Annotated in this window: 20 protein-coding genes and 1 tRNA gene; 2 read left to right on the top strand and 19 right to left on the bottom strand. The window is 39.1% G+C overall.

Annotated elements, in window-relative coordinates:
- Window positions 1-3: 3 nt before the first annotated feature.
- The 10 genes from ftsY to mgtE all read right to left on the bottom strand — a co-directional run bounded on the left by ftsY (window position 4) and on the right by mgtE (window position 11315).
- On the bottom strand, window positions 4-942 hold the full coding sequence (gene ftsY, locus ABE613_RS04730; RefSeq protein WP_347375832.1) for a signal recognition particle-docking protein FtsY: 939 nt from the start codon (window positions 940-942) through the stop codon (window positions 4-6).
- A gap of 9 nt (window positions 943-951) precedes the next feature.
- Window positions 952-4512, bottom strand: coding sequence for a chromosome segregation protein SMC (smc, locus tag ABE613_RS04735; RefSeq protein WP_347375833.1), 3561 nt, complete (start codon window positions 4510-4512; stop codon window positions 952-954).
- Between the two features lie 7 nt (window positions 4513-4519).
- Complete coding sequence (gene rnc, locus ABE613_RS04740; RefSeq protein WP_235233422.1) at window positions 4520-5215, bottom strand: ribonuclease III; 696 nt, start codon at window positions 5213-5215, stop codon at window positions 4520-4522.
- Between the two features lie 53 nt (window positions 5216-5268).
- Window positions 5269-5502 (bottom strand): acyl carrier protein, encoded by a 234-nt coding sequence (gene acpP, locus ABE613_RS04745; protein WP_235233423.1) that lies wholly within the window; start codon window positions 5500-5502, stop codon window positions 5269-5271.
- 34 nt (window positions 5503-5536) lie between these two features.
- Complete coding sequence (gene plsX / locus ABE613_RS04750) at window positions 5537-6559, bottom strand: phosphate acyltransferase PlsX (protein ID WP_347375834.1); 1023 nt, start codon at window positions 6557-6559, stop codon at window positions 5537-5539.
- A 124-nt stretch (window positions 6560-6683) separates the two neighbouring features.
- On the bottom strand, window positions 6684-6863 hold the full coding sequence (gene rpmF, locus ABE613_RS04755) for a 50S ribosomal protein L32 (protein WP_004606185.1): 180 nt from the start codon (window positions 6861-6863) through the stop codon (window positions 6684-6686).
- 3 nt (window positions 6864-6866) lie between these two features.
- The gene (locus ABE613_RS04760) at window positions 6867-7400 is read right to left on the bottom strand and encodes a YceD family protein (protein WP_235233425.1); all 534 of its coding nucleotides are present in this window, start codon (window positions 7398-7400) and stop codon (window positions 6867-6869) included.
- A 203-nt stretch (window positions 7401-7603) separates the two neighbouring features.
- On the bottom strand, window positions 7604-8794 hold the full coding sequence (locus tag ABE613_RS04765) for an acetate kinase (RefSeq protein WP_347375835.1): 1191 nt from the start codon (window positions 8792-8794) through the stop codon (window positions 7604-7606).
- Window positions 8795-8839: 45 nt separating this feature from the next.
- The gene (pta, locus tag ABE613_RS04770; RefSeq protein ID WP_235233429.1) at window positions 8840-9841 is read right to left on the bottom strand and encodes a phosphate acetyltransferase; all 1002 of its coding nucleotides are present in this window, start codon (window positions 9839-9841) and stop codon (window positions 8840-8842) included.
- A gap of 136 nt (window positions 9842-9977) precedes the next feature.
- Entirely contained in the window at window positions 9978-11315 is a 1338-nt protein-coding gene (gene mgtE, locus ABE613_RS04775; protein WP_235233453.1) for a magnesium transporter, read from the bottom strand.
- Window positions 11316-11480: 165 nt separating this feature from the next.
- Here mgtE and ABE613_RS04780 point away from each other — a divergent pair, with 165 nt between their 5' ends.
- The gene (locus tag ABE613_RS04780; protein ID WP_235233454.1) at window positions 11481-12764 is read left to right on the top strand and encodes a nucleotidyltransferase; all 1284 of its coding nucleotides are present in this window, start codon (window positions 11481-11483) and stop codon (window positions 12762-12764) included.
- A 2-nt stretch (window positions 12765-12766) separates the two neighbouring features.
- Here the strand turns inward: ABE613_RS04780 and ABE613_RS04785 are convergent, their stop codons facing one another.
- Genes ABE613_RS04785 through polA form a run of 6 tightly spaced genes read right to left on the bottom strand, consistent with a single transcriptional unit; the run spans window position 12767 to window position 19372 of the window.
- Window positions 12767-13624 carry a DegV family protein gene (locus ABE613_RS04785; protein ID WP_235233430.1) on the bottom strand — a complete coding sequence of 286 codons (858 nt, stop codon included), beginning with the start codon at window positions 13622-13624 and terminating at the stop codon, window positions 12767-12769.
- Between the two features lie 15 nt (window positions 13625-13639).
- Window positions 13640-15004, bottom strand: a complete 1365-nt coding sequence (locus tag ABE613_RS04790) for a PFL family protein (RefSeq protein WP_235233431.1) — start codon at window positions 15002-15004, stop codon at window positions 13640-13642.
- Between the two features lie 29 nt (window positions 15005-15033).
- Entirely contained in the window at window positions 15034-15306 is a 273-nt protein-coding gene (locus ABE613_RS04795; RefSeq protein WP_235233432.1) for an ACT domain-containing protein, read from the bottom strand.
- Between the two features lie 28 nt (window positions 15307-15334).
- Window positions 15335-16132 (bottom strand): MBL fold metallo-hydrolase, encoded by a 798-nt coding sequence (locus ABE613_RS04800; protein WP_235233433.1) that lies wholly within the window; start codon window positions 16130-16132, stop codon window positions 15335-15337.
- A 21-nt stretch (window positions 16133-16153) separates the two neighbouring features.
- A complete protein-coding gene (coaE, locus tag ABE613_RS04805) occupies window positions 16154-16744 on the bottom strand; it encodes a dephospho-CoA kinase (RefSeq protein ID WP_235233434.1) in 591 nt (196 codons plus the stop codon).
- Between the two features lie 12 nt (window positions 16745-16756).
- Entirely contained in the window at window positions 16757-19372 is a 2616-nt protein-coding gene (gene polA, locus ABE613_RS04810; RefSeq protein WP_235233435.1) for a DNA polymerase I, read from the bottom strand.
- 186 nt (window positions 19373-19558) lie between these two features.
- On the opposite strand from polA, the gene ABE613_RS04815 reads away from it, so the two are divergent.
- Window positions 19559-19641, top strand: a tRNA-Leu gene (locus ABE613_RS04815).
- Between the two features lie 105 nt (window positions 19642-19746).
- On the opposite strand, the gene ABE613_RS04820 is transcribed toward ABE613_RS04815, so the two are convergent.
- The 3 genes from ABE613_RS04820 to ABE613_RS04830 form a co-directional block, all read right to left on the bottom strand.
- Window positions 19747-20388, bottom strand: coding sequence for a hypothetical protein (locus ABE613_RS04820; protein WP_235233437.1), 642 nt, complete (start codon window positions 20386-20388; stop codon window positions 19747-19749).
- Between the two features lie 87 nt (window positions 20389-20475).
- Complete coding sequence (locus tag ABE613_RS04825) at window positions 20476-21750, bottom strand: diaminopimelate decarboxylase (RefSeq protein WP_235233440.1); 1275 nt, start codon at window positions 21748-21750, stop codon at window positions 20476-20478.
- The gene (locus tag ABE613_RS04830) at window positions 21747-22430 is read right to left on the bottom strand and encodes a TrmB family transcriptional regulator (RefSeq protein WP_334302619.1); all 684 of its coding nucleotides are present in this window, start codon (window positions 22428-22430) and stop codon (window positions 21747-21749) included. Before ABE613_RS04830 ends, ABE613_RS04825 begins: the two co-directional genes overlap by 4 nt.
- Window positions 22431-22448: the final 18 nt, after the last annotated feature.

Here is a 22448-nt window from a genome sequence, read left to right on the forward strand (position 1 = left end):
CTCTTATTCTGCTGTAAATAAAGCGTTTACAAAAGTATCTGCGTCAAATTTCTGAAGATCATCTATAGTCTCCCCTACGCCAATATATTTGACTGGAATCCCAAGTTCAGCCTGTATTGCCACAGCAATCCCCCCTTTGGCAGTTCCGTCCATTTTTGTCAAAATGATTCCTGTGATGTCTGCTACTTCATTAAATTCTTTTGCCTGCTGCAATGCATTCTGACCTGTTGTAGCATCTAGAACGACCAATGTTTCCCGAAATGCTTCTGGATACTCACGATCAATAATTCGATTCATTTTCTTTAATTCTTCCATCAAGTTCTTCTTATTGTGGAGTCTTCCGGCAGTGTCACATAACAGCACATCCGCATGTCTGGCCTTAGCAGCCGCAACCGCATCATATACAACCGACGCAGGATCAGAACCTTCCTGTCCACCGATCAGATCTGCCTGTGCCCGGTTTGCCCATTCTTTTAACTGCTCCCCCGCTGCAGCTCGAAACGTATCCGCAGCAGCCAATATAACTTTCTTATTTTGTGCCCGGAGTTTACCGGCTAATTTTCCAATTGTTGTAGTCTTTCCGACACCATTGACTCCGATTACCATAACAACCGACGTCTTTTTCTCGAACTCATAAGCAGTTTCACCTACATCCATCTGTTCTTTGATACTGTCAATCAATATCTGTCTGCATTGTGAAGGTTCTTTGATATGCTGCTCTTTTACTTTGGTTTTCAAATCATCCAGAATATCATAAGTAGCCTGAACACCAAGATCTCCCATGATTAGAACTTCTTCCAGCTCTTCATAGAACTCATCATCTATATGAGAAAATCCATTAAAAATACTGTCCATCCCAGATACAATATTATCCCTCGTCTTACTGAGACCTGAGACCAGACGTTTAAAAAAACCTATATTTTCCTTATTCTCTTCTGTCATATCGTCCTCCTATTGCTCCAACTCATCTTCTAACAAACTTACAGATACAAGTGTAGATACACCTTTTTCCTGCATAGTAATACCATACAGTCTGTCGGCAGCAGTCATTGTTCCCCTTCGGTGTGTAATTACAATGAACTGTGTATGTTTCGTTAATTTATGCAAATATTGCGCAAACCTCACAACATTGTTATCATCCAATGCCGCCTCAATCTCATCCAGCAGACAGAACGGGGATGGTTTTAAATTTTGAATAGCAAATAATAGCGCAATAGCCGTCAAAGCTTTCTCGCCGCCGGATAATTGCATCATATTCTGCAATTTCTTTCCTGGCGGCTGAGCAATGATTCGAATACCCGCTTCCAGAATATCTTCATCTTCCATCAGCTCCAATGTACCTTTTCCACCGCCAAACAACTCTTTAAATACTGTATCAAATTCCTTGGCTATCAAGGCAAACTGCTCCTGAAACTGTTTACGCATCGCAGTATCAAGTTCTTCAATGATCTGTTCCAGCGTTGCTTCTGCCTCCACCAGATCATCATACTGTCCTTTTAAGAATTCATATCGTTCGGATACACTCTTATATTCTTCTATCGCGTTAACATTCACATTTCCAAGTGCACGGATCTCACTTTTTAATTCCTGTATCCTCTTTTTCATCTTTGCAAGATCCGTCAGATTTTTGTCTCTTAACTCTCTTGCATGGTTAAACGTAATCTCATATTCTTCCCACATATAATTCATCTGTTTGTCAGAGGATGCCTCATAATTCTCTCTCTGACTCTCCAGACGGAATATTTCTTTATCAAGACTTGACATATGCTTGGACAGATCTTCACGTTTTTGCAGGAATACTTTGTGTTTTTGGTTTAATTCTTCACGTTCTTTTTTGAATTTTTCTATTTCATTCTGAATCTCTTTAAATAAATCTTTTGAATTCTCTATAGTCTGTCGCAGTTCTGTGATCTGCTCCTCTTTTTCTTCGATTTCCTTTGAAGTACCACCTTTACTCTTCTCCAATTCTTTTAATTCATTCTGAAATTTACCGATTTCTTCTTGAATACGATTTACATTCTCTATCACGAATGTAAATTTTTGTTCCAGACTGGCATATGCAAGATGTATCTCTTCTGTTCTTTTTAACTTCAAAGTCTCTTCTTCATGTTCTTTATCAAGAACTTTCTGTTCTTTTTCAATTCGTTCTGTCAGATCCTTTTCAAGCGTTTCTGATGTATCTAACTCAACATTGATGGATTCCTGATTATCAATAATGTCTGTAATCTGTTCATCCAGCCTTTCTGACTCTATTCTAGTCTGCTCAGAAATCTCATTTGCATTTTTCATTCTAGATGCTGCCTGATCGGCATTCATTTTTGCCGTGTTCTGAATGACGTATGCTTTCTGGAGTTTGTTACTGATCTCATCCAGTTTCTCATAATAACCAGCACGCTCTTTTCGCAAGGCTTCGGAAGACGCTTCCATCTCATCCATCTCTTGCTTCAGTTTTTTAACTGTTTTTTCAAACTCCTCTATTTCACGTCGTCTGCTCAACAGATTGCTGGAATTTTTAAAAGCTCCACCAGTCATGGAACCTCCAGGATTAATCAATTCTCCCTCTAACGTTACAATGCGTATAGATTGTTTGTACTTTTTTGCAATTGCAATTCCATGATCAATATGGTCAACAACAAGCGTCCTTCCAAGCAAATAATCTGCTAATGATTTATACTGGCTTTCCACCTTTACAAGTGTATTCGCAGTACCGATAACGCCTTGTTCATGTAAGGCTTCCGGCTTCCCGATTCCTGAATAGGCATGAATTGTAGTCAACGGAAGAAATGTTGCACGTCCAAACTTGTTCTTTTTCAAGAACTGAATCATCCGTTTGGCTGTTTCTTCATCTGTAGTTACAATATTCTGAATATTACCTCCAAGTGCTGTCTCAATGGCAATCTCATAATTTTTATCCACTTTGATCAGATCAGCAACAACGCCTAACAATCCTTTTTCTCTGTCCCTATTGTCCATTACTTTTCGAATACTATTACCATACCCATCATAACGCTCAGTAATATTTTTTAAAGATTCTAATCTGGATTGCTCTCTGTGAAATGCTGTCTGTCCGATACGAAATTGCTCCGTCTGCTTTGCCAGTCGTTTCTGAAGTTCTTCAATTTTCGTCTCATACTGACTGCTCTCTTCAGACAGTTCAATAATCTTAGAAGATACTTCTTTTAATTCATTCTGATAACCTTTTAGTTTTTTGCTCTGTTCCCGGATCTCCGTTTCAGATTCCTGAATCTGGCGATCCATTCCAGCCTTTCTGACATGAATCTGCTCAAGCATGGTATCGTATTTTTGAATCTTTGCCTTAGTAGATGCCCTGCTATTCAACAATTCCATGATATCATTTTTATTTTTATCTACAGAAGCAGTGATTTCTGCAATCTTGGATTGAACATCAATCAGCTCTTTTTTGGCCTGTTCTTCAAGATGCATCTGTTCATCCATCTGTTTCTGGATCGCTTCCTGTTCTGACTTTAATTCTTGAAGTTGACCCTCACGGACATTTATTTCTGAATCGATAGTTCTTGCACGCTGATCGTAATGTGCATCATTCATATGCATACTGCGAATCTGCTCTTTGAACAATTCTATCTGATTCTCAAGCTGCTGTTTCAACATATTAGTCTCATTGAGCTGACTTTTCGCTTTTTCAATCGATGCATCAATGCCATCAACTTGTTCTTCCACAGATTCATATTCTGTTTTCATGGCATCATATTGACTGCTTGCTTCTCCAAGTTCTTCTCTGGTCACGTCAAGCTTTTCATCAATTCCCTGAATCTGTTCCTGTAGTCTCTCAGTCTCAAGTAAGAACATGTTAATATCATACGTTTTCAACTGTTCTTTCTTTTTTAAGTATTCTTTTGCCGTCTCTGCCTGTCTCTCCAGAGGTCCGACCTGCTTCTCAAGCTCTGCTAAAATATCATTTACCCGCAAAAGATTCTGCCGTTCTTCTTCCAACTTTTTGACGGACATGTTTTTTCGGCGTTTGAATTTTACAATTCCAGCTGCTTCATCGAATAATTCTCTTCGTTCCTCTGGCTTACCGCTTAGGATTTTGTCAATCTGTCCCTGACCAATAATAGAATAACCTTCTTTTCCAATTCCGGTATCGTAGAATAACTCATTGACATCTTTTAAACGACAGGCGCTCCCATTGATTAAATATTCACTTTCTCCAGAACGATATAGTTTTCTGGCGACTGTTACTTCTTCATAATCAATCGGGAGCTGATGATCTGAATTATCCAGTGTAATTGCCACAGAAGCATAACTTAGAGGCTTCCGATTCTCCGTACCGGAGAAAATAACATCTTGCATACTTCCACCACGCAATTGTTTTACACGCTGTTCTCCAAGCACCCATCGCACGGCGTCCGCAACATTACTCTTGCCGCTTCCGTTCGGTCCTACAATGCCTGTAATCCCGTTATGGAAGTCAAATTTAATCTTGTGTGCAAATGATTTAAACCCTTGCACTTCTATGCTTTTTAAATACATTCTACACCTACTTTATATTCATCTTGTGCAGCTTCAAAATACTCTGGTAAGCTGCGTCTTGCTCTGCCGCTTTTTTTGTACGGCCCGTACCAAGGCCATAGACCTTTTCTCCAATAGAGACGGCCACATGAAACGATTTATCGTGATCAGGACCTTCTTCTCCAATCAGTCTATAGGAAATGACCTCTTTAAAATTGGCCTGTACAATTTCCTGCAGGATAGTCTTGCTATCATAAAAGAGCTTTTTATTCTCAAGATCTTTCAAGATAAATCGCTGAATAAACTCTTTTGCATTAGCAAAACCACCATCAATATAGATTGCTCCAATCAGTGCTTCCATTGCATCTGAGGTGATAGATTCTCTTTTACGTCCTCCAGTAGCTTCCTCTCCTTTGCCAAGCAGAAGGTAATCACCCAACTTCAAATCTCTGGCACAAAAAGCCAGAGCCGGCTCGCATACCATACTGGCTCTTGTCTTTGTAAGTTCACCTTCCGGCATCTTCCCATGTTCATAAAACAAAAATTCACTAGACACCAATTCCAATACAGCATCTCCTAAAAACTCCAGACGCTCATTACATTCATATTTTGGCAGATGCATTTCATTTGCATAAGAACTATGAATCATCGCTTTTTTTAATAAATGAAAATCTTTAAATTTATATCCGATTTTATTTTCTAATATTCTTAAATCCAGTCCCATAATATGCCTCACATAAGAAAAAGCCCTACTGGGCTTTTTCTTTTCTATATTCCCTAGTTATTTGTTGCATTTTTGATCTGTTCTACAGCATCTCCTACTGTAACGATCTTCTCAGCATCATCATTATCAATTTCAATATCAAATGTCTCTTCTATCCCCATAATAATCTGAAAAATATCAAGAGAATCTGCTCCCAAGTCATCTACAAATGTAGTATCCATCGTAATCTCGTCTGCATTAATATTCAATACATCAGCAATAATTTCCTTAATTTTTTCGAATTCCATTTTGTTTCTCCTTTTCTCCTACTTATTGTTCTCTCTATTCAGCGGATATCACATCCGTTTGAATACACTCTTTGATTTTTTCATTAATTTTCTGATTCTTAAAGGTTACACACTGAATCAATGTATTGCTCACTTCTTTTGCTTTTGCACTTCCGTGTGTTTTCACTACAAGACCATTCAATCCAAGAAGTGGCGCTCCACCGTACTCACTGGCATCAAATTCCTTCAACGTTGCTTTCAATGCCGGTTTTACAAGAAGTGCACCAATTTTACTGCGAAGGGTACTCATCATACCTTCCTTGATCTTTCCAACCAGTGTAGATGCAAGTCCTTCTGTCAATTTCAAAATTACATTCCCAGTAAATGCCTCACAGACAATCACATCTGCCTGTCCATGTGGAATTTCTCTGGCCTCAATGCTTCCTGTGAAATTGATTCCTTTTGTCTCTTTCAGCAATGGAAATGTCTCTTTTACCAATGCATTTCCCTTTTCTTCCTCTGCTCCAATATTTACAATCGCTACCTTAGGATTTTTTATTCCTACAATATGCTCCATATATATGGAACCCATCTTGGCAAACTGAACCAGATGCGATGGTCTGGCATCCACATTCGCTCCGCAGTCAATCAAAAGACTGACTCCCTTTTCTGTTGGAATTAATGGTGCAAGCGGTGGTCTCTCAACTCCTTTAAGCCTTCCTACAATCGTCTGACCGCCAACAAGAATGGCTCCAGAACTTCCTGCAGACACAAAAGCATCTGCCTCTCCTTTCTTCACCATCTTCATACCAACTACGATTGACGAATCCTTCTTCCGGCGAATCGCATTAACCGGCGGTTCTGCGGTCTCAATCACTTCTGTGGCATTCACTACCTCTATCTGCTCTTTCTTATAATTGTAAGATGCAAGCTCTGAAGTAATCTCCTCTTCGCGACCTACCAGAATCACTTTCAGGCCAGCTTCTTTTGAGACAGCTTCAACAGCACCTTTAATCATCTCTTTTGGTGCATTGTCACCGCCCATGGCGTCCAATACTACTTTTGTAATTTCTGACATAATCTTTCCTCCTAGCCTACTAGATTTTATTCTACTAAACATTGTTATAAAAAGCAATGATTTCTACATAAAAAATAAGACTTACCAACCACTAGTAAGTCTTACCTTTCAACATCATTCTAAATTAGTCCTGAGGAATAATTTCTTTTTTGTTGTATGAGCCACAAGCCTTGCACACTCTGTGAGGCATCATTAACTCGCCACACTTGCTGCATTTAACCAGGTTTGGAGCGCTCATTTTCCAATTAGCTCTTCTTTTATCTCTTCTTGCTTTAGAAGATTTGTTCTTTGGACAAATTGACATGGGTTACACCTCCTTAAAATTCTTAAACACATCGCGGATAACTGACATTCTAGGGTCAAGACTTGTATCTTCACAACTACAAGTTCCCTGATTCAGGTTTTGACCACATACGTTGCAAATTCCTTTACAGTCTTCGCTACACAGAATCTTCGTCGGCCACCCTATTAGTACCTCGTTGTAGATCAGTTTATCTACATCGAGAGCATATCCGTCAATATAATTTGATTCATCGAATTCATCTGAATCCATCTTCTCTTCTTCAGAAACTCCTGCTTCAACCTTTTTTGTAAAATCAAGATGAAATTCTGTCGGAACAGGCTCCAGGCAACGATCACAAGGTATCTCTATCACAAGTCCGCATGTCCCGTGAATCTCAATCTGTCTATCTTTTACATAATCAATCGTAATATAGACATCCTCTTTTGATAAAACCGGAAACGTACCGAGTTTTGATTGAAATACTTCTAATGTACATGGAACTGTTTCATCCAAGGATTTATGTGGTTCAGACAAAACATTGGATAGGTCAATTAACATATAGTCACCCCTATTCATACCTAGATTATTATATCACGTAAAAGGTTTTTGTCAACAAATATTTGTTGATTTTGCTTAAAACCTTTCAAATTTTTCGAACTGTTCCAGAAATTCGACGTTTTCTGATACATCAGTATGATGAAACCCTCCCACAAAACTGCAGGAGGGTATTCCTAAAACCATATCATATTCTTATATCTTGTTTATACTAATGCTACCGTCTCACGAGCAATCGCAAGCTCTTCATTGGTAGGAATTACAAGAACTTTTACCTTAGAATCTGGAGTTGAGATTGCAATCTCCTCACCACGTTTGCCATTCGCTTCTTCATCAAGTGTAATTCCAAGATATCCAAGATACTTGATAACATCTGCACGCATGGATCCAGAATTCTCTCCAATACCTGCAGTAAATGCAATGACATCTACACCATTCATTGCTGCAACATAACTTCCAACATATTTTGCAACACGATATGCAAATACTTCTAATGCAATTTTAGCAGGTTTATTTCCTTCACTTGCAGCAGCGTCCAGATCACGGAAATCGCTGGAAAGATTATTGGAAAGACCATATACACCAGACTTCTTATTCAGCATTGTCATAAGACCAGCAATGTCAAGATCTTCCTTCTTAGCAATGAATTCAAGGATTGCCGGATCAATATCACCGGAACGCGTACCCATTACCAGACCTTCCAAAGGAGTAAGCCCCATAGAAGTATCCACGGATTTTCCGTTTTCTACTGCACAGATGCTGGCTCCATTTCCAAGGTGACATACAATTGTCTTTACCTGATCATATGGTTTGCCAACTAATTCAGCTGCTCTCTTAGATACAAAACTGTGGCTTGTACCATGGAAACCATATCTTCTTACTTTGTATTTATCATAATACTCATATGGAAGTCCATACATGTATGCTTTCTCCGGCATTGTCTGATGGAATGCAGTATCAAATACAGCAACCATCGGAGTACCTGGCATTAATTCCTGACATGCATTGATTCCGATCAGGTTTGCCGGATTGTGAAGTGGTGCAAGATCATTACACTCTTCAATTGCTTTCTTTACTTCATCTGTAATCACAACCGAACTTGCAAATTTTTCCCCACCATGTACCACACGATGTCCAACTGCACCAATCTCATCCAGGCTCTTAACAACTCCTGTCTCTGGATCAGTTAAAGCATCAATTACAAACTGAATTGCTTCTGTATGTGTTGGCATTGCTTTGTCAGATTTCACCCTTTCTCCGCCTGCCGGCTGATAAGTAAGGCTTCCGTCGATTCCGATTCTCTCACAGAGCCCTTTTGCCAGAACTTCTTCAGATTCAGAATTGATCAATTGGAATTTTAAGGATGAACTACCACAGTTAATAACTAATACATTCATAAATACATACCTCTCTTTGATAATTTATAATATTTCACTAAATAATTAGTCTTCTGCCATACACTGTACAGCTGTGATTGCTACTACACCTTCGATATCTTTCGCACTGCATCCACGGGATAAGTCATTGACCGGTGCTGCGATACCTTGTGTAAGTGGTCCGTAAGCTTCTGCTTTTCCAAGTCTCTGTGCAAGCTTGTATCCAATGTTACCAGCATCAAGATCTGGGAATACTAATACATTAGCCTTACCTGCCACCGGGCTACCTGGTGCTTTAGAAGCTCCTACTTCTGGTACAATAGCCGCATCCAGCTGGAATTCTCCATCAAGAAGCAGTCCTTCTGGAGCATTTTCCTTTGCAATACGTGTTGCTTCTACTACTTTATCAACGTCAGGATGTTTTGCACTTCCCTTTGTAGAGTGCGAAAGCATTGCAACGATTGGTTCTTTTCCAGTCAGAAGCTTGAATGAATCTGCAGAAGAAAGTGCGATTGCAGCAAGTTTCTCAGGATCTGGATTCTGCTCAAGTCCAGAATCTGCAAATACGAATGTTCCGTCAGCACCCATATCGCAATCCGGTACTACGATTACGAAGAAAGCAGAAACTAATTTTGTTCCTGGCTTTGTCTTCAGAATCTGCAGACATGGTCTTAATGTATCTGCTGTAGAATGGCATGCTCCAGATACCATACCGTCAGCATCTTTCATCTTGACCATCATAACACCATAATACAGATAATTTGTTAACAGAAGTTCTCTTGCCTGTTCTTCTGTCATACCTTTTTTCTGTCTTAACTCAACAAGCTTTGCAATGTATGCATCTGTCTTCTCATAGGTTGCAGGATCTACAATTGTAGCTCCGCTGATATCAAAAGAGCCCTTATTCTTTGCGATCTCTTCTTCGCTTCCGATTAAGATCAGATTAGCAGTTCCTTCTTTTAATACAGCTTCTGCTGCTTCATAAGTTCTGATGTCTTCTGTCTCAGGAAGTACAATTGTTTTTTTACATGTTTTTGCTTTTGCTTTAATTTCATCTATAAATCCCATGATTGATAGACTCCTTTCCATATATTCTCAGTATTTTTATTATAATACAAAGAGACCTCGTGGACAAGGTCTCTTCTTAGAATCTTATGTCTATTTTTATATACAATTGTCATAAAAATTAGATTATTATAGTGAATCATAGCTGAAATACATGGCTTACGATTGCAAAATATACACTAATAGTACTGATATCTACCAATGTGGAAATCAATGGTGTTGCCATGATTGCAGGATCTAACCCAATCTTTTTTGCAAGCAGAGGCAAGGTACATCCCACTACTTTTGCAATTACGACTGTACATGCCATTGTTAATCCAATCGTAAATGCCATCAACGCATCTCCCTGTCCCATCAGCATAATTCGAATTCCATTGACAACCGAAAGAATCAGACTAATACAGACAGCAACACGGACTTCCTTCCATACTACTTTGAACAGATCACTAAACTCTATCTCTCCCACCGACAATCCACGGATTATCAGCGTGGAACTCTGGGATCCGCAGTTTCCTCCGGTTCCGGTCAACATCGGTATAAATCCCGCAAGCTGTGGCATAACAGCAAGTGCCGCCTCATAACTATTCATGATCATCTGAGTAACTGTTGCAGAAAGCATCAAGAACAGAAGCCATGGGATACGACTCTTTACATGTTCAAACACAGTCGTTCCAAAATAGGATTCCTCACTCGGATTGACACCGGCCATGATACTGATATCTTCTGTGGTCTCTTCCTGTAATACCAACATAGCATCGTCAACAGTTACGATACCGACCATGCACATCTCATGGTCTACAATGGGCAATGCAATCAAACCATATTTTGTGATTGTCCTTGCCACATCTTCCTGGTCATCTGTAGTATGTGCATAAAGCATATTCGTATCCATGATCTCTTCGATAGTCTTGGATTCACTGGTTGTAAGAAGTTCTTTGACATCGACTTGACCGATTAATTTTCTCTTTTCGGTCACATAACAAGTATAGATTGTCTCACGATTCAGACCTACTTGTCTGATTTTTAATATGGATTCCGCCACCGTCATCTCACGCCGTAATGCAATGTAATCTACATTCATTACACTTCCGGCACTGTCTTCAGGATATTGCAGTAATTGATTGATCTGCGCTCTGGTCTCCTCATCTGTCACCATCAAAAGTCTGTCCACCACGTTGGCAGGCATTTCTTCCAGAACGTCAACCGTATCATCGAGGTACATTTCTTCCATGACTTCTTCCAGCTCGGAATCCGTCAGTGCATTGATCAAGACTTCACGCATATCACTGTTCATATACGTAAAAGTCTCTGCTGCTTCTTCTTTTGCCAACAATCGGAATACCATCACTAACTGTTTCTGGTCAAATTCTTCCAATATATCTGCAAGGTCGACAGGATACATATTATTTTCAAGTTCTTCTTTTAATTCTTTGAACTGACGGTTCTCTAACATGTCAAGAATACGTTCTTCAGTCAGTTCTTCACGTTCTTCCAGATAGTCAAACTCTTTTTCTTCCTGTTCTGTATCTTCTGGCTTAACGTTCATCTCTTCGCTTTCCATATATACCCTCCCTCCCAATATTTGCGAACTTAATCTTTCTATAGTATAATCAATTTCAAAAAGATATACAAGGAGATTATGATGAAAATCGTCGGATTAATTACGGAATACAACCCATTTCATAATGGACATTTATACCATATAGAGAAAGCCCGGGAACTTACTGATGCAGATGCTGTCATTGTTGTTATGAGCGGAAATTATGTTCAGCGCGGTGCTCCTGCTATTATGCCAAAGCATTTGCGGGCAGAAGTCGCCCTGGAAGCAGGTGTCGATCTCCTTATGGAGCTTCCCGTATGTTACGCAGTCGGAAGTGCTGAATATTTTGCAGCTGGTGCTATCTCTCTGTTTGAACAGTTGGGATGCGTCGATGCGATCTGTTTTGGAAGTGAATGTGGGGATTATAATGTCCTGGAAAATATTGCACATATCATTTCAGAGGAACCTGAAGAGTATAAGTTTTCTCTGCAGGAAGCATTACGGAAGGGCATGTCTTTTCCACGCGCAAGACAAATGGCTCTCGCCAATTATCTAAAAGATGATTCCATAGATATGATTTTAGAGCAGCCCAACAATATTCTTGGAATTGAATATATTAAAACCCTTCATAAAACCCACAGTAATATCAAGTCATATACTATCAAGCGAAAAGTATCTGGATATCACGATGAACATCTGACTGGGAACTATAGTTCAGCTTCTGCGATTCGCAAGCTTCTTGCATACGCAAGCAATTCCATTCATCTAGAAGGAGAAGGTATGTTTGATGAGCCTGTCATGTCTGAAGTATTGACTAGACTGGAGGATCAGGTACCACCTTCTTGTATACGTATGCTTGAAGAAATGCATCGTAATCGATATCCTATTTATGCCAACGATTTTTCTCTTATCTTAAAATACAAATTATTGTCAGAAACACGTGATACTTTAGTAAAATACAAAGATGTCACCGAAGATCTGGCAAATCGGATCATGAACCATGTCAATGACTTTATAACTTTTGAGCAATTTTGTGATTTGTTAAAAACAAAAGATATAACTTATACTAGAATCAGCAGAAGTTTATTTCATATCTTGCTGAATATAACGAACGAAGATATGCTGATCTACGAAAAAGAAGGCTTTTGCCAATATGCACACATTCTTGGTTTTCGCAAAGATGCCGGAAAACTTTTATCTCACCTGAAACAACATTCCAAAGTACCATTAATCACAAAACTTACGCAGACAAGTGAGCTAAACAATACTGGATTACAGATGTTAGAGCAGGACATCTTTGCTTCCAACCTATATGAAAGTGTTATCACCAACAAATTTAAAATGCCTTTTATCAATGAATATCAACATCAGATTATTAGAATTTGAGATTATAATTCTATCACTTTACTGCACGCAATCGCCATGGAGCCAGCCCCTATGTGGCATGTCACACTCAATGACAGGCGATCCATCACGATATCATAGTCTGGAAAGCGGTTCTGAATCTCCGCTTTCCACTGCATTGCTTCTTCATCAGAACAGGTATACGCAGCTTCCAAATGCACAGTTTGTCCAGCAAATCTTTCACTGATATCCTTTTCCATTGCATCTAACATAGTTTTTTTGGCAGATTTCCATCCACGTACTTTAGCAAATGAATCTAATTTTTCACCTTGAATCTGCAGGACTGGTTTCAGGTTCAGAACTGTTCCCAATGCAGCGGCTGCCGGAGTCACTCTTCCACCTTTTTTCAAATATTTTAACGTATCTACTGTAATATAAATACTGGCTTCTAATTTTTCCCGCATTAAAACATCTTTAATCTCAACTGCAGGCATTCCCTTTTTGGCCATCTCAATAGCATCTAATACAGACTGCCTTTGAGTTACAGAAATTCTCTGGTTATCGATTACATGTACTTTTCCATCAAAATCCTGTGCCAAAGCCATCGCAGTCTCACAAGAACTACTCAGACCGCTTGACATCGGAATATGTACAATTTCCTCATAGCTTTCCAACAGTTCTTCCCACAACTCCATTACATCTGCAGGAGACGGCTGTGAAGTAGAGATATCCGCATCATTTTCCAATCTTTTATAAAATTCATCCTGCGTCAATGTGATATCTTCATAATAAAGTTCTCCATCAATATAAAAAGGCATTGGGAGAACATGAATTCCCAATTGTTCTGCTTGTTTCTGTGTAATTCCGCTGTTGCTGTCTGTTACAATCGCCACTTTTCCCATTCTTCATTTTCCTCTCTAATTCTTAAAACTGTGAATCGGTGCGGGAATTCTTCCCTGTCTGTTCACAAATGCACTGCAATCATATTCATTCACCGGTATAATCGGTGCATAACCCAATAATCCACCAAACTCTGCCGTTTCCCCGACATCTTTTCCAATCACAGGAATCAACCGGACAGCCGTTGTCTTCTGATTGACCATGCCTATTGCCATCTCATCGGCAATAATTCCCGAGATTGTTGATGCTTTTGTCTTTCCGGGAATTGCAATCATATCCAGACCGACAGAGCAGACACAAGTCATTGCTTCTAATTTTTCTATCGTCAAAGCTCCAAGATTCACAGCATCGATCATCCCTTTGTCTTCACTGACCGGGATAAACGCACCGCTTAACCCTCCTACATAAGAAGAAGCCATGACGCCCCCTTTTTTCACCTGATCATTCAACATTGCGAGTGCTGCAGTCGTACCCGGAGCGCCAACTCTTTCCAGTCCAATTTCCTCCAGAATCTCCGCAACACTATCTCCTACAGCAGGAGTCGGTGCCAAAGAAAGATCAATAATTCCAAATGGAATTCCCATTCTTTTTGAAGCCTCTCCAGCAACCAGCTGTCCAACTCGAGTCACTTTAAATGCAGTTTTCTTAATTGTCTCACACAATTTTTCAAATCCCTGTCCGCGTACCTGTTCAATCGCATGCTTTACAACGCCAGGGCCACTAACTCCAACATTAATGACCGCATCCCCTTCAGTAACTCCCAAAAATGCACCCGCCATAAACGGATTATCATCAGGGGCATTACAAAATACCACTAATTTTGCACAGCCCAGAGAATCATTCTCCTTTGTGGCCTCGGCAGTTGCTTTTATTATCTCTCCGCTCAATCTGACTGCATCCATATTAATTCCTGTTCTGGTTGATCCAACATTAATAGAACTACAGACACGGTCAGTGCATGCCAAAGCCTCTGGAATAGATCGAATCAAGTTCTCATCACTCTTCGTCATGGACTTTGAAACCAAGGCAGAATATCCACCGATAAAATTCACACCAACTTCTTTTGCTGCTTTATCTAACGTCCTTGCAATTGTAACATAATCTTCAGACTTCTTACATGCCGAACCGCCGATCAACGCTATTGGAGTCACGGAAATTCTTTTATTTACAATAGGAATTCCAAATTCCCGTTCAATCTGTTCGCCAGTCGAAACCAGATCTTTTGCTGTTGCTGTTATCTTATGATATATATTATCATTTAACTTCTTCAGATCCGAATCAATGCAATCCAATAAACTGATTCCAAGAGTAATCGTCCTGACATCCAGGTTTTCCTCCTCGATCATCTGGTTTGTCTCGTACACTTCATATCTGTTAATCATATTCTAATACCTGGCCTTTCTGTCTTCCTCTATAGTCTGTGCATTTTTTCAAAGATTTCTTCTCTTTGGCAGTGAATCGTCACACCAATGGAAACCCCCAACTCCTCTAACTCTTTTGCCACGCATTGAATCTCTTTTGCAGAATTTGTGACATCAACGATTGCCATCATATTAAAATATCCATCGACAATCGTCTGTGAAATATCCAGAATGTTAATATTCGTCTCTGCCAAATACGTACAGACCTTTGCAATGATTCCAACGGTATCCTTTCCCACAACTGTAATTACACACTTTCTCATCTTAGTTCCTCCTGCTTCTCATGTTTGCCTATAGTGTTATAATATCTGATACAGTATCTCGTTTAGCCACCATGATTGGAATATCATCTCCCTTATATGGGTTGTTTCCATAGCTGACCTCCAGTTTTACTGTCTCATAAGCCAGTTCTTCATAATTGTTTTCCTTACTCAGATGACCAAGTATCACATACTGTAAATTGTCATGTAGTATATCACAAAGAAGCCGCCCTGACAATTCATTTGATAAATGTCCCTTATCACCCATCACTCTTTTCTTCAAAGGATATGGGTATGGACCGACTTCCAGCATATGAATATCATGATTTGCTTCCAGAACAATTCCATCCAGATTCTGTAAATGTTTCACAGTATAATCATCATATTTTCCAAGATCTGTCGCAACAGCAACAGCTTTTTTTTCATTTTCAATTCGATATCCTGATGGTTCTTTTGCATCATGCGATATAGAAAAAGGGCAGATATTCATATCTCCCACAGAAAACACTTCATCAACATTTACTTCGTGCAGTAATCCATCAGGCATCTTGCCCAGGCTACTGCAACCGCGTATTCCCGCTATTGTACCTTTTGTCGCATAGATTGGAATCTCATATTTTCTGCTGAACACACCAAGTCCCTGAATATGGTCAATGTGTTCATGAGTAATCAAAATTCCTTTCAGTTCTTCTCCTTTGACTCCCAGTATATGTAACCCTTCTTCAATCCTCTTCTTACTAATCCCTGTATCTACCAGAAGATGCGTATTATCATCTCCTACATAGATACAGTTACCGCTGCTTCCACTGGCAATGCTGCATAATCTCATACTGTATATTTTCTGCCTTTCTTATAAATCTGCCACAATTTTATCCAACTGTATCTTTGTCTCTTCAAAAGTATTGCTATTATCAATCACACGGTCACAGTGTTTCATAAACATACTCTTTGGAAGCTGTGCCGCAATAATATCATCTACTTTCTTTGAATCATATCCTCTTGCATAGATTAATCTTTTCTTACGAATAGAATCCTCCACATAGATATACCATAACTCATCACAGATTTCCTCGTAGTGATCTTCAATGAGAATCGCTGACTCCAGAATAAATAAATTCGTATTCTTACGTTCTTCTTTGGCAATCTTTTTATAAATCTCTTCTTTCACTGCCGGATGCACAATACTATTTAAAACAGATAATTCTACTTTGTCCGAAAAAACAATATCTGCCAGTTTTTCTCTATCCAACTCGCCTTTTGCATCTAAAATCTCTGTACCAAAATGTGCCACGATTGCATCAAAACACTCTGTACCTTTTTTCTGGAGTTTTTTTCCTACAGCATCAGCCTGACAGATGGTAGCACCATACTTATTATTCAAATATTCTAAGATCTGAGTCTTTCCCGCGCCAACTCCGCCTGTAATTCCAATAACCTTCATTCTCTTACACCTCTACTTTGCCTCGTACCAGTTTTCTCCTGTGTGCATATCAACTTCCAATGGTACATCCAAGGAAGCTGCCTGTTCCATCTCTTCCTGAAGAATTGCCTTCACTTCCTCTAATTCCGGTTGAAAAGCCTCAATCAATAATTCATCATGAACCTGAAGAACCAGTTTTGATTTCATATGCTTTTCCTTCAGCCTTCGGCTGACCCCTATCATGGCAATCTTCATTATATCCGCTGCAGTTCCCTGAATCGGCGAATTCATCGCCACTCTTTCTCCAAAGGAACGTTGCATAAAATTACTGGACGCCAACTCTGGAACCGGACGACGTCTGCCAAATAACGTAACAACATAACCCATATCTTTTGCATGTTTTACCGTGTCATCCAAAAATGTCTTGATTCCCGGATATGTCTTAAAATAATCATCTATATACTTTGCTGCTTCTTTTCGACTGATACTCAGATCCTGACTCAATCCAAAAGAACTGATTCCATACACAATTCCGAAATTAACTGCTTTCGCATTCCGCCGCTGTTGGTCAGTGACTTCATCAAATGGAACATGAAAGACTTGTGAGGCAGTGATTCTGTGAATATCTCTGGCTTCTTTATATGCCTCAATCAAATGACTATCTCCTGAACAGTGGGCCAGTACCCGCAGTTCGATCTGTGAATAATCGGCATCTACAAATATATATCCTTCTTCCGGAACGAAAACCTTACGAATTAATCGTCCCAACTCCATTCGAATCGGAATATTCTGAAGATTAGGTTCTGTACTGCTGATTCTTCCTGTAGCCGTTATCGTCTGATTGAATTTTCCATGAATTCTTCCATCATCACAGATGTAATTTGCCAACCCATCTGCATAGGTAGATTTTAATTTGGAATACTGCCTGTATTCCAAAATTTTCGCAATAATTGGATAATCAGGTGCCAACTTTTCCAACACATCCGCAGCCGTAGAATATCCGGTTTTTGTCTTCTTTCCACCAGGAATCTTCATATTTTCAAACAGCACAACGCCCAGCTGCTTTGGTGAATTGATATTGAATGTCTCATTGGCTTCTTCATAGATCTCTTTCTCAAGTTCTACAATCTTGGCACCCAACTGATCACCATAGAATTTCAGAGCCTCTGCCTCCACTTTTACACCATTTGCTTCCATCTCATACAAAGTAAATAACAATGGCATCTCTATCTCTGTAAAAAGCTTGTCCATATGACATTCCTTAAGTTTTTCCCATAAACGTTCAGATGCTGTATATGCTGTATATGCTTCATAGCATATCTTAACATACAATTCCGCTTTTTCTTCTATTACAATATCCAATTGTTCTCTTGCAACGTCCTCATAAGTGTAATTGCTCTTTAACGGATTCAACAAATACGCTGCGATTGTCGCATCGAAACAGTTTGAAGTATTACTGATCTTTAAATACTTCATCGCTGATTTCAAATCAAACATAACATATCGTTCTGTTTCTTCGGCTATCACCTCCAGCTGATTCAACAGCCACGAAGTATCTATACCATGCCCAGTTCGAATACAATAAACATTCTGTTCAGAGAAACACAACCCTATTCCCCCGACACCTGCCTGATTGGCAAAAAGTGGTAATACATTTTCCGTATCCTGGAAAACACACGCACCTACACATTTTGCAGCCCTGGCTTTCGTCATAATCTCTTCTGCCATCTGAATATCTGTAACTTCTCGAAACACAGACTCAATCTGATTGGAAGGAGCTGTTACATCAAACTTAGAAAGAAGATTCTTGAACTGAAGCTTCTGAAAATATGCATAAGCCTCTTCAGTATAGATATTTCCAAGCTTTGCGTCCTCCAATTTATAAGGAAAATCAGCATCCACATTAATCGTGGCAAGTTTCTTACTCATCACCGCCATATCCCAATGTTCTTTCAATGCTTTGGAGGCTCTAGGCGGCTTTAATTCATCAACATGGTCATAAGCATTCTCAATCGTATGATATTCTGCTATAATCTTCGTAGCAGTCTTTTCTCCAATACTTGGGACTCCAGGAATATTATCCGAGGTATCGCCCATCAAAGCTTTCAGATCAATAAATTCCAAAGGCGTCACTTGATAACGTTCCTTTACATCCTGCGCGAAATAATCTTCAACTTCTGTTCTGCCTTGCTTGGTCTTTGGAATACGTATCTTCACATGCCCTGTTGCAAGCTGAAGTAAATCTCTGTCTCCAGAAATAATCGCCACTTCCATTCCTTGCTTCTCACAACGTTTAGACAAAGTTCCCAGAAGATCATCTGCTTCCAGGCCGGCTGATTCAATCGTCTTGATTCCCATTGCATGTAAAACATCTTTGATGACCGGGACCTGTTGACGCAATTCATCTGCCATAGGCTTTCTCGTACCTTTATACTCCGCATACATCTCATGACGAAATGTCGGAGCATGAACATCAAAAGCAACTGTCAGATATTCTGGTTTTTCTTCTTCTAAGATTTTGAACATAATTGTTAAAAATCCGTAGATTGCATTCGTGTGAAGCCCATCTGCATTCGTCAGATCCGGCAGGCCATAAAACGCACGATTTAAAATACTATGTCCATCTATCAATACAATCTTTTCATTCATATAGAATTCTCCATTAAAAACAAAACTACCCTATTACTATACACCAAAACATTGGTTTTTAAAAGGAAATTATTCACCAAATCAATTTTACCCTGTTTTTTTTGCAAAATTTCTTTATAAAACCATTGACATTCTCAAATTAAAAGGTTATAATTTATCATGTTGTTGCGAAAAGCAAAAGAACATGCGGATGTGGCGGAATGGCAGACGCACAAGACTCAAAATCTTGCGAGGGCGACTTCGTGTGGGTTCAAGTCCCACCATCCGCATTAAAAACCAGGTCAAGTACGGATCTGGTTTTTATTTTTTAAGAAAAAAGATGCGTTATATCATTTATTAATCTGATATATAACGCATCTTTTTTCTTAAATATATTAGAAACTATCTGTCGGAAACATTGCATCATCAAGTGCTGTCATATCTTCCTGAGAAATATAATATACACCATCAGCATCTGGCTGTACGGTAATTGTAACGATTGCAGGATCACCATATGCAGGATCTTCCATTCTTGCAGCCATAAGATCATACATTCTCTGGAATACCATCTGATTCAATTCCTCATCACTCGGAATCTCTGTCATATTACTTATTTCTTCTGTAAGAGAAGCCGTCACCTCTTCCTGAATTCCTTCAAAGGCTATAAACGGTTCTACTGTAATGTCAATCGTATATGCATCGTTATCCGATTCTTTTGCCTCTCCTACTTCGTATTTTGCATGCTTGACCATATCCAGGAACAATTCTCTGTAACTTGCCATCAGTTCTTCTGATATTCCAAGGTCAGAAAAACCAGCTTCTTCCATTGTTGTGTCAATATTGCCCTCATACAACTCATTTGCCTCATCTTCTGTGGATTTCGTCCATTCGATATAGTCATCAAATTCTCCTTTATAGCTGGCATCCAAAACAGACTTTGCATAAGAACTTGCATCTTCCGCACTCATTCCCCCGCAACCACTCAAAAGAGACATTGCCATAACAAGCAAAACAGCCAAAAGCCCTTTTTTTCTCATTCCTATTCCTCCTACTCCTGTATAAGATATGAGTATACCATACACTTTATTTTTCATAAATTCAACTCTTGACAGGGGACCTTGTTGTTAATTTTCAGTTAATTTTCTGCCAATTTCAAAGCAATCAAATGTTGCAAAATAATCTGCCGGAGTTTCAGCCCTTCGAATTAACTGAGTCGTTCCGTCTTCTTTCAAAAGAACTTCCGCTGATTTTAACTTTCCATTGTAGTTATATCCCATGGAAAATCCGTGAGCACCTGTATCGTGAATCACTAGTAAATCGCCAATATCAATCTTTGGCAACATACGGTCAATGGCAAATTTATCATTATTTTCACACAAAGAACCTGTAACATCGTATTTGTGATCGCATGGATGATTTTCTTTTCCCATAACAGTAATATGATGATAAGCACCATACATTGCAGGACGCATCAAATTTACTGCACATGCATCAACGCCAATATATTCTTTGTGTGTATGTTTTTGATGAATCGCTGTAGTTACCAGGCAACCATATGGTCCCATCATAAAACGTCCTAATTCTGTATAAATTGACACATCACCCATTCCGGCCGGAACCAGAACCTCTTCATATACTCTGCGGACACCGTCCCCTATTATCCGAATATCATTTGGCTCTTGATCAGGTGTATACGGAATTCCAATTCCCCCAGACAGATTGATAAACTTGATATGCACACCTGTTTCCTTCTGAAGTTTTACTGCCACTTCAAATAATACCTTTGCAAGCATAGGATAATATTCATTCGTCACAGTATTACTTGCAAGAAATGCGTGAATTCCAAATTCTTTTGCTCCTTTTTCTTTCAATATTTTAAATGCATCAAATAATTGTTCCGTTGTCATACCATATTTGGCATCTCCTGGATTGTCCATAATATCATTACTGATTTTAAACAATCCACCCGGATTGTAGCGACAACTAATGATCTCCGGAATATGTCCAATTGTTTTCTCCAAAAAATCAATATGTGTAATATCATCCAGATTAATGATAGCTCCTAATTTTTCAGCAAGCACGAATTCCTCTGCAGGCGTATCGTTAGATGAAAACATAATATCTTCTCCAGATGCACCTATTGCATCAGAAAGCATTAATTCTGTATATGACGAGCAATCACAGCCACAGCCATATTCTCGCAAAATATTAATCAAGAATGGATTAGGTGTCGCTTTTACTGCGAAATATTCTTTATAGCCTTTATTCCATGAAAATGCTTCTTTTAATGCTTTCATATTTTTACGAATACCTTTTTCATCATACAAATGAAAAGGTGTTGGATACTCTTTTACAATCTCATCTAACTGTTCTTTCGTTACAAATGGTTCTTTTTTCATTGTTGGTTTTCCTCCCGCATCGATAGTAGTTTTATTTCATTCGAAAGTGCAGTTTTGTATAACTCCACAAAATTTTTCTGTCCAGAATACAAACAAGTATTCAAGCTTCCTTCTCCATATTCTCCAGTAAGAACATATCTAGAATCTGCAATCAGGCCAATCTGCATACCTCTGTTTTCACCAACATATACCTTAGCATTATCAAAGGATGCTGGCTGATCTGTAATAATCACAACCTTCTTTTTGTCGCGAATTAAGTCTTCTAATTCTCTGACTAAAAGAAGCAGATAATTCCTTGTGCAGCTGATATATACTCTTTTTTCCACCTGAGACAAGAGATTTCTCATCTTGTCCAGGATATGATCAGCACCTTCAATTGTAATATATCCTTCCACATATGTCTTTTCAGATGGTACATGTGCGATCAGCCATTTCTTTGATTCTTCCAGCTTACGGATACGATTCTTGCAGAATTCATCCAGTGGAACCGGAACATATTTTCGCGTATTTCCTTCTTCTACCAGATATGCAATACCCTTCTCCGTCATATTTGCAAGAGAATTATACGCATTCGATCTAGAAATTCCCGTCTGCTTAGCCACCTCATATCCTGTCACTTTTCCTTCAGTTATCATACATTGATAAATATTTGCTTCCTGCCGCGTAAGGCCAAATTCCATCAGACGTTCCACAAATGA

Origin of the sequence: Dorea chungnamensis (genome assembly GCF_039832125.1) — a bacterium.
Lineage (GTDB): Bacteria > Bacillota > Clostridia > Lachnospirales > Lachnospiraceae > JAFBIX01.

Bases quoted from the DNA above. Each gene is read 5' to 3' on its own strand.
- ftsY (WP_347375832.1), bottom strand. From the start codon at position 942: ATGACAGAAGAGAATAAGGAAAATATAGGTTTTTTTAAACGTCTGGTC.
- smc (WP_347375833.1), bottom strand. From the start codon at position 4,512: ATGTATTTAAAAAGCATAGAAGTGCAAGGGTTTAAATCATTTGCACAC.
- rnc (WP_235233422.1), bottom strand. From the start codon at position 5,215: ATGGGACTGGATTTAAGAATATTAGAAAATAAAATCGGATATAAATTT.
- acpP (WP_235233423.1), bottom strand. From the start codon at position 5,502: ATGGAATTCGAAAAAATTAAGGAAATTATTGCTGATGTATTGAATATT.
- plsX (WP_347375834.1), bottom strand. From the start codon at position 6,559: ATGTCAGAAATTACAAAAGTAGTATTGGACGCCATGGGCGGTGACAAT.
- rpmF (WP_004606185.1), bottom strand. From the start codon at position 6,863: ATGTCAATTTGTCCAAAGAACAAATCTTCTAAAGCAAGAAGAGATAAA.
- ABE613_RS04760 (WP_235233425.1), bottom strand. From the start codon at position 7,400: ATGTTAATTGACCTATCCAATGTTTTGTCTGAACCACATAAATCCTTG.
- ABE613_RS04765 (WP_347375835.1), bottom strand. From the start codon at position 8,794: ATGAATGTATTAGTTATTAACTGTGGTAGTTCATCCTTAAAATTCCAA.
- pta (WP_235233429.1), bottom strand. From the start codon at position 9,841: ATGGGATTTATAGATGAAATTAAAGCAAAAGCAAAAACATGTAAAAAA.
- ABE613_RS04780 (WP_235233454.1), top strand. From the start codon at position 11,481: ATGAAAATCGTCGGATTAATTACGGAATACAACCCATTTCATAATGGA.
- ABE613_RS04785 (WP_235233430.1), bottom strand. From the start codon at position 13,624: ATGGGAAAAGTGGCGATTGTAACAGACAGCAACAGCGGAATTACACAG.
- ABE613_RS04790 (WP_235233431.1), bottom strand. From the start codon at position 15,004: ATGATTAACAGATATGAAGTGTACGAGACAAACCAGATGATCGAGGAG.
- ABE613_RS04795 (WP_235233432.1), bottom strand. From the start codon at position 15,306: ATGAGAAAGTGTGTAATTACAGTTGTGGGAAAGGATACCGTTGGAATC.
- ABE613_RS04800 (WP_235233433.1), bottom strand. From the start codon at position 16,132: ATGAGATTATGCAGCATTGCCAGTGGAAGCAGCGGTAACTGTATCTAT.
- coaE (WP_235233434.1), bottom strand. From the start codon at position 16,744: ATGAAGGTTATTGGAATTACAGGCGGAGTTGGCGCGGGAAAGACTCAG.
- polA (WP_235233435.1), bottom strand. From the start codon at position 19,372: ATGAATGAAAAGATTGTATTGATAGATGGACATAGTATTTTAAATCGT.
- ABE613_RS04820 (WP_235233437.1), bottom strand. From the start codon at position 20,388: ATGAGAAAAAAAGGGCTTTTGGCTGTTTTGCTTGTTATGGCAATGTCT.
- ABE613_RS04825 (WP_235233440.1), bottom strand. From the start codon at position 21,750: ATGAAAAAAGAACCATTTGTAACGAAAGAACAGTTAGATGAGATTGTA.
- ABE613_RS04830 (WP_334302619.1), bottom strand. From the start codon at position 22,430: ATGGAATTTGGCCTTACGCGGCAGGAAGCAAATATTTATCAATGTATG.